At 65.1% G+C, this 7,546-nt stretch carries 5 protein-coding genes, 1 tRNA gene and 2 rRNA genes (1 of these 8 cut by a window edge); 2 read left to right on the forward strand and 6 right to left on the reverse strand.

What is annotated here, in order from left to right:
• Positions 1-13 precede the first annotated feature (13 nt).
• Together AC3IS2_RS13175 and AC3IS2_RS13180 are read right to left on the reverse strand one after the other, a co-directional pair.
• The gene (locus tag AC3IS2_RS13175; RefSeq protein ID WP_489198233.1) at positions 14-748 is read right to left on the reverse strand and encodes a pseudouridine synthase; all 735 of its coding nucleotides are present in this window, start codon (positions 746-748) and stop codon (positions 14-16) included.
• A complete protein-coding gene (locus tag AC3IS2_RS13180) occupies positions 749-1,648 on the reverse strand; it encodes a class I SAM-dependent methyltransferase (protein WP_489198234.1) in 900 nt (299 codons plus the stop codon). It abuts the gene before it with no gap.
• An 80-nt stretch (positions 1,649-1,728) separates the two neighbouring features.
• On the opposite strand from AC3IS2_RS13180, the gene recQ reads away from it, so the two are divergent.
• Positions 1,729-3,603: a DNA helicase RecQ gene (gene recQ, locus AC3IS2_RS13185; RefSeq protein WP_489198235.1), complete on the forward strand. Its 1,875-nt coding sequence runs from the start codon at positions 1,729-1,731 to the stop codon at positions 3,601-3,603.
• 4 nt (positions 3,604-3,607) lie between these two features.
• On the opposite strand, the gene AC3IS2_RS13190 is transcribed toward recQ, so the two are convergent.
• Entirely contained in the window at positions 3,608-4,483 is an 876-nt protein-coding gene (locus AC3IS2_RS13190; protein WP_489198236.1) for an alpha/beta fold hydrolase, read from the reverse strand.
• A gap of 100 nt (positions 4,484-4,583) precedes the next feature.
• On the opposite strand from AC3IS2_RS13190, the gene AC3IS2_RS13195 reads away from it, so the two are divergent.
• Complete coding sequence (locus tag AC3IS2_RS13195) at positions 4,584-5,030, forward strand: hypothetical protein (protein WP_489198237.1); 447 nt, start codon at positions 4,584-4,586, stop codon at positions 5,028-5,030.
• Between the two features lie 356 nt (positions 5,031-5,386).
• Here the strand turns inward: AC3IS2_RS13195 and AC3IS2_RS13200 are convergent.
• From AC3IS2_RS13200 to AC3IS2_RS13210, 3 genes are all read right to left on the reverse strand, one after another.
• Positions 5,387-5,463: transfer RNA gene (locus AC3IS2_RS13200), tRNA-Met, on the reverse strand.
• A gap of 105 nt (positions 5,464-5,568) precedes the next feature.
• Positions 5,569-5,683 (reverse strand): 5S ribosomal RNA (gene rrf / locus AC3IS2_RS13205).
• Between the two features lie 125 nt (positions 5,684-5,808).
• Positions 5,809-7,546, reverse strand: a 23S ribosomal RNA gene (locus AC3IS2_RS13210) (it continues 1,048 nt past the right edge of the window).

Below are 7,546 nucleotides of genomic sequence, written 5' to 3' on the forward strand. Positions count from 1 at the left end.
GGATGACGGGATGTCAGGCGAAGATCAGCTCGATCTCGTCCGGCGTCAGCAGCCGCCATTCCCCCGGCGCCAGATCGTCGGGCAGGACCAGTCCGCCCATCCGTTTGCGCTGCAGGGCCTCGACGTGGTTGCCGGCGGCGGCGAACATCCGGCGCACCTGATGATAGCGGCCTTCGGTCACGGTCAGCAGGGCCTCGGTCGGCGACACCACCTCCAGAATGGCGGGCGACAGCGGCTTGTCCTCGCCCTCCAGCACCAGATCGCCCGAGGCGAACAGCGCCCCTTCGGTGCCAGTCAGGGGCCGGGCCAGCGTCGCGCGATAGACCTTGGCCACGTGGCGCTTGGGCGAGATCACCCGGTGCAGCAGGTCGCCGTCGTCGGTCAGCAGCAGCAGGCCGGTCGTCTGCTTGTCCAGCCGGCCGATGGTCGAGATGGCCGGGTCGCGACGCTTCCACCGATCCGGCAGGATGTCATAGACCAGCGACCCGTCTTCCTTGCGCGAACAGGTCATGCCCAGCGGCTTGTTCAGCAGCATGACCAGACCCTGAACCGGGTCCAGCGGCTCGCCGTCGATCTCCATCCGGCTCGGCAGGTCAGGCGTCACCGGAATGCGCTTGGACACATCCGTCAGGTCGACGCCGTCCAGCACGATCCCGCCCGCCTTGCCCATCCGCGCCATCTCGGCCCGCGAGCCATAGCCCATGGAGCCGAGCAGTTTATCGACGCGCGACGTCGGGATCTTTGCCACTTACTTCACCGCCTCGAAAATCTTGTAGCCGCCCTTGTCGAGCAGCGGCTTCACCCGCTTGAAGGCCGCGTTCAGTTCGGCCTCATAGGGAAGGTGCCGGTTGGCCACCAGCCACAGCACGCCGCCGGTCTTCAGCAGGGCCGCCGCCTGACGGATGAAGTTCTGACCCAGACGCCGATCCTCGGTTCCGCCGTCATGGAAGGGCGGATTGCTGATGATGAAGTTCAGTTCGCCCGCCGTCGGCAGGGTCCGCACATCGGCCCATTCGAAGGCGACGCGCGGGTCCTCGACGTTCTTCTGCGCCGCCGCGATGGCGCGCCGGTCGATGTCCACCAGACGCAAGCTCGTCACCGCCGGCGACCGCAGCGCCACCAGCGACAGGGCCCCGAAGCCGCAGCCCAGATCGGCGCCCGCGCCCTTCAGCGGCGGCATGACCCCGGCCAGCAGGGCCGTGCCCGGATCGACCCGGTCCCAGGCGAAGACGCCCGGCTGCGACCAGGCCTCCAGCCCCTCAACCTGCTTCAGGCTGCCCGCCGCGATCGCCGCGTCCAGACCCTCGATCGTCTCGGGCCGCGTCACGATGCAGCGGCGATGGTGGGCCTTGGCCGTCTCGCCGACTTCCAGACCGAAGTCCTTCAGTTCCTTGCCCAGACGCGAGCCGCCCTTGCTCTTGTGCGCCATGACGTCCAGCCGTCCGCCGACCTTCAGCGCCCGCAGCGCCATCGCCAGGGTATAGCGCCGCTCAACCACACCGGGCGGGGCGTAGATCATCGCCTCGTCCACCGAACCGGGGGCGAGGTCTTCCAGCGCGGTCGAGCCGGGGATCAGGGGCGAGGTCTGCACGGCCCCGGTCGGAACGTCGAACACCGCCGGCGGGCGGCCATAGAGAATGGTGGTCATGGGGCGCCCCATACCCTTTTCCTGCCTCTTCGCGAAGGGCGAGCCGTGACACCCCGGAACAGATCAGGCACAACCCGCCGATGCTCGCCGACCCCCGCCGTTTCGCTTCGCCCGCTCCGCTCGACCTGAGCGACGCGCGCGAGGTTCTGGGCCGGGTCTGGGGCCATGCCGATTTCCGTGGGCTGCAAGCGCACGTCGTGGCCGAGGTTCTGGCCGGGCGCGACGTCATGGCCGTCCTGCCGACCGGCGGCGGCAAGAGCGTCTGCTACCAGATCCCGGCCATCCTGCGCCCCGGCGTCGGTCTGGTGGTGTCGCCGCTGATCGCCCTGATGACCGATCAGGTCGAGGCCCTGAAGCAGCAGGGCGTGGCCGCCGCCCGCCTCGATTCCGGCGTGCCGATGGAGGAGCGCTCGGCCATCTGGCGCGCCGCCCGCTCCGGCGAGCTGGACCTGCTCTACGTCTCGCCGGAAGGTCTGGCCGCCGGCTCCATGCTGGAACGCCTGTCCGAGATCGACCTCAGCCTGATCGCCATCGACGAAGCCCACTGCGTCTCGCAGTGGGGCCACGACTTCCGCCCCGACTACCGAAGCCTAGGCCGTCTGGCAGAGGTCTTCCCCGGCGTCCCCCGCATCGCCGTCACCGCCACCGCCGACGCCCGCACCCGCGACGACATTCTCGCCTCGCTGCGCCTCGGCGAAGCCCGCGTCTTCGTCGACAGCTTCGCCCGCCCCAACCTGCAACTGTCGGCCGAGCGCAAGATCAACGGCTCGCGCGCCCGCACCGACGCCGCCGTGGTCGAACTGGTCCGCGAGCGGCGCGGCAAGTCCGGCGTGGTCTATTGCGGCAGCCGCGACGGCTGCGAGCGCGTGGCGCAAACTCTGCGCGACGCCGGGACCAACGCCATCGCCTATCACGCCGGTTTCGACGCCAAGGACCGCGACAAACGGCTGGAGCGCTTCCTGGCCGAGGACGGCGCCGTCATGGTCGCCACCATCGCCTTCGGCATGGGGGTGGACAAACCCGACGTCCGCTTCGTCATCCACGCCGATCCGCCGGGATCGCTGGAAGCCTACTGGCAGGAGATCGGCCGCGCCGGACGCGACGGCGAACCGGCCGAAGGCATCACCCTCTACGGCCCGTCCGACATCGCCTGGTCCCTGCGTCGCCTCGAAGGCCGACCGATGGCCGAGGAAGTCAAACAGGTCCAGACCCGCAAGGTCCGCCAGCTGTTCGCCATGCTCGACGGCGCCGTCTGCCGGCCCCAGGCGGTGCGTCGCTACTTCGGCGAACAGGACGCCCAGCCCTGCGGCGTCTGCGACATCTGCGGCGATCCGCCCGCCACCTTCGACGCCGTGGTCCCGGCGCAGAAGGCCCTGGCGGCGGTGCAGCGTCTGGGAGAGCGCTTCGGCCGCACCCGCGTCGTCGATCACCTGCTGGGCAAGACCAAGGACGTCCAGAACTGGGAGTCGAACCTGTCCACCTGGGCCATCGGCGCCGACCTGTCGCTGACCGGCTGGCGCGACGTCATCGACCACCTGCTGTTCGAGGGCCTGCTGGTCGAGGACCCGAACGAGGGCAAGCCCATCATCCAGTTGGGCGATCCCGAGGCCGTCCGCGCCGTCTATCGCGGCGAGCGCCCGATCCAGGTCCGCAAGGCCCCGGTCCGCGTGGTCGAGGCCGAACGCCCGCGCCGCAACGCCGGCCGCAACCTGGCCGCCGAGGCGCTGGACACGGACGTGCGCGCCCGCTTCGAGGTCCTGCGCGCCTGGCGTCGCGACCGCGCCGCCGAACAGCACGTCCCGCCCTACGTCATCTTCCAGGACAAGACCCTGGTCGAGATCGCCCTCAGCGAGCCGCGCGATCTCAACGCCCTGGGCCGCATCTCCGGCGTCGGCGCCGGCAAGCTGGAACGCTACGGCAAGGGCGTGCTGGAGGCCCTGCGCGCGGCGGATTGAGCCTTCAACGCAGGAACCGCTCCACCGCCGCCTGGAAGCGGCGCGGCTGGTCGATCATGACCATGTGTTCGGCCCCCTCGATCCGCTCGAAGGCGGCCTGGCGCGGCAGGGAGCGATAGCCGGCGCGGAACAGGCCGTCGATATGGCTGCGCGGACTGCGATCGTCGGCGCTCCAGCCATAGACCACGGTGACCGGGGCGGTGATGGCCGGCAGGCGCGACCGCAGGTCCACGGTCATCACCTCATACAGGCCCTGGGCCAGGGTGCGCCGGTCGCCGCCTTGCCAGCCGAGGGTGTTGAACAGGCTGTCCGCCGCGCCGCCCATGTCCGCCCCCATACCCTGAGCTTGGGTCTTCAGCGCCTCGTCGCCGAACAGCAGCAGCCCCTGATAGGCCAGCCGCGCCAGAGGCTCGACATCGCTGCTCGTCGCCCCCGCGCTGATCAGCGACGGAAAAAAGGGCGAGGCGTCCACCACCATGATCCGGCCCACGCGCGGACCGGCGTCGGCGGCGACCCGCAGGGCGATCTGGCCGCCCATGGAATGACCGATGACGGCGGGCCGGCTCAGTCCCTGTTCAGCGATATAGCGCCGGACCTCCGCCGCCGCCGGACCGCCGACCAGGCCGGAGCCGTTCGCCGACGGCGGCACGTCGCCAAAGCCGCGCACGGTCACCAGATGCACCCTGTAACGCCCCTCAAGCGCCCGCGCCGTACGGTCCCAGATGGCCGAGGTGGAGGCCAGGCCAGGGATCAGGATGACATCAGGTCCGCCGCCCCGCGCCTCGACAACAATACGCTCGGACTGAAATCCGACGGCCGGCTCCGCCCGCACAGCGGCCGGAAGAAACAACAGAAACAGGACCAGGAGGATGCGCTTCATGCATCCACACTACCTCCTGATCGCGACAATTGGTCGATCTTCGCCGGTTGAAATTTCATCCGTTCAGGTGTGATATCCGGCCATTCTGGGGAGGATTCAGATGAAGCCCGTTATCCTTAGCCTCGTTCTTACCGGCGCCGCTGCCCTTGCGGGGACCGCCGCCGCTGCGGAAGACTGGAACGTCTTCTCGCGTAGCGCCCGCACGATCTATCTCGCCGACGTCGGCGGCCTCAGCACGCTCGGCGACGACACGACGATCCGCATCGCCCGGGTGCCGCTCGACGGCGCCGCCGGCGACTACAGCCACTCGGAGGAAGACGTCGCCCTTCGCTGCGCCGCCAAACAGTCCCGCGTCGTGCTGGAACTGGAATACGGCGCCGACGGCGCAGAGATCGACCGCATCGAGAACGCCACGGCTGGGTGGGAAGACATCGCCCCGAACAGCCTCACCTCCTATATCCAGGCGATCGCCTGCGACGGCGCCCGCGCCCAGGGCCGCAACACCGCCTCGGTGAAGGTCTTCATCGACAGCGGGCGAGGCCGGTAGAACGACCGCCGGCCATGGCGGCCGCCGCCATGGCCGGGCGGATAGATTTCTGGCTCGATGCTGATCGCCCGGAGGTTTGCGGTCGCGCCGTCGTTGCCGACGACCACCGATGAGACCACGGGCCGCGACGCGCGGCGTTGGCGGTCAATTTTCTCAAGCCCCCGGTCAGCCCGGGCCCGGCTGGACGAACAAGGGCGGTCCAAACACCCGCCGGCTCGGACGACATTGGGCTCGCACGGAGCAGCGCAAGTTGGTTGAGCTTGTCGACTGGGCGGCAGCCTGTCGGCCCTCCTGGGCGTGAGGGCAGCCCAGACAAGAAAACCCCCGCAGCTTGGGGCTGCGGGGGTTTTGGATCTTGGGTGCGGGAGCAGGATTTGAACCTGCGACCTTCAGGTTATGAGCCTGACGAGCTACCGGGCTGCTCCATCCCGCGGCAAGGCGGTGTGCGAAGGAAGAATGTGGTTCGATCCTCGTCCTCAAGTAACCCAAAGGGCGGTAGGACAAGAAATATGAGAAGACTTCTTTATGTATCTGGTAGACCCCGCGGCGACCTACTCTCCCGCGCCTTGAGACGAAGTACCATTGGCTCTGGAGGGCTTAACGACCGAGTTCGGAATGGGATCGGGTGTGGAACCTCCGACATAGCCACGGGGTCAACCAGACACATAAAAAAGCATCCGGGCTGAAGCAGCGCGAATGCGCGTTAGCCCGAATATAATGAGAAGACATCGTCGCGTTTTGTTATCGGCAAGTAGAACCGAATGAGTTTTGCTGAGAAACGATCAAGCCGATCGGATTATTAGTACCAGTAAGCTTCATGCGTCGCCGCACTTCCACACCTGGCCTATCAACGTGGTAGTCTTCCACGATCCTCAGCGAAGCCTTGTTTTGAGGTTAGTTTCCCGCTTAGATGCTTTCAGCGGTTATCTATTCCATACTTAGCTACCCTGCTGCACGGCTGGCGCCATGACAGGTCCACCAGAGGTATGTCCATCCCGGTCCTCTCGTACTAGGGACAGATCCTCTCAAGCTTCGAACACCCACGGCAGATAGGGACCAAACTGTCTCACGACGTTCTGAACCCAGCTCACGTACCACTTTAAATGGCGAACAGCCATACCCTTGGGACCTGCTCCAGCCCCAGGATGTGATGAGCCGACATCGAGGTGCCAAACTTTGCCGTCGATATGGACTCTTGGGCAAAATCAGCCTGTTATCCCTAGAGTACCTTTTATCCGTTGAGCGATGGCCCTTCCACTCGGGACCACCGGATCACTATGGCCGACTTTCGTCTCTGCTCGACTTGTCAGTCTCGCAGTCAGGCGAGCTTATGCCATTGCACTCGACGAGCGATTTCCGACCGCTCTGAGCTCACCATCGCGCGCCTCCGTTACACTTTGGGAGGCGACCGCCCCAGTCAAACTACCCACCACGCCATGTCCCGGGACCGGATAACGGTCCTCGGTTAGACGTCAACGACAGTAAGGGTGGTATTTCAAGGATGGCTCCACCAGAGCTGGCGCCCCGGTTTCATAGCCTCCCACCTATCCTACACATACGGTCGCTAACGCCAAGGCGAAGCTATAGTAAAGGTTCATAGGGTCTTTCCGTCTGACCGCGGGAACCCCGCATCTTCACGGGGAATTCAATTTCACTGAGCCTGTGCTGGAGACAGTGGGGAAGTCGTTACGCCATTCGTGCAGGTCGGAACTTACCCGACAAGGAATTTCGCTACCTTAGGACCGTTATAGTTACGGCCGCCGTTTACCTGGGCTTCAGTTCGGAGCTTTCACTCCTCCCTTTAACCTTCAGGCACCGGGCAGGCGTCAGACCCTATACGTCGCATTGCTGCTTCGCAGAGCCCTGTGTTTTTGCTAAACAGTCGCTACCCCCTGGCTTGTGCCACTCATTCCTGCTTGCGCAGGGTGAGTCACGCTTATTCCGAAGTTACGCGTGCAATTTGCCGAGTTCCTTCAGCACAGTTCTCTCAAGCGCCTTGGTATGCTCTACCTGACCACCTGTGTCGGTTTCGGGTACGGTCTCTGCTGGAGTTATTTCCAGGGACAACGCCCCTGCAAGGACAATCCAATAAGCCCTTACAAGTTATGCCATCCGTCACTTCCAGCTGGTGCAGGAATATTTACCTGCTTCCCATCGACTACGCTTTTCAGCCTCGCCTTAGGGGCCGACTAACCCTGCGCAGATTAGCTTTACGCAGGAACCCTTGGTCTTTCGGCGACAGTGTTTCTCACACTGTTTATCGTTACTCATGTCAGCATTCTCACTTCCGATACCTCCAGCCAACCTCACGGTTGACCTTCACAGGCTTACGGAACGCTCCGCTACCGCTTGCAGTAAACTGCAAACCCATATCTTCGGCGCATGGCTTTAGCCCCGTTACATTTTCCGCGCAGGATCGCTTGATCAGTGAGCTGTTACGCTTTCTTTAAAGGATGGCTGCTTCTAAGCCAACCTCCTGATTGTCAAAGCAATCCCACATCGTTTCCCACTTAGCC

Source organism: Brevundimonas sp. KH_025 (genome assembly GCF_057839885.1).

Bases quoted from the DNA above. Each gene is read 5' to 3' on its own strand.
- AC3IS2_RS13180 (WP_489198234.1), bottom strand. From the start codon at position 1,648: ATGACCACCATTCTCTATGGCCGCCCGCCGGCGGTGTTCGACGTTCCG.
- AC3IS2_RS13190 (WP_489198236.1), bottom strand. From the start codon at position 4,483: ATGAAGCGCATCCTCCTGGTCCTGTTTCTGTTGTTTCTTCCGGCCGCT.
- recQ (WP_489198235.1), top strand. From the start codon at position 1,729: ATGCTCGCCGACCCCCGCCGTTTCGCTTCGCCCGCTCCGCTCGACCTG.
- AC3IS2_RS13195 (WP_489198237.1), top strand. From the start codon at position 4,584: ATGAAGCCCGTTATCCTTAGCCTCGTTCTTACCGGCGCCGCTGCCCTT.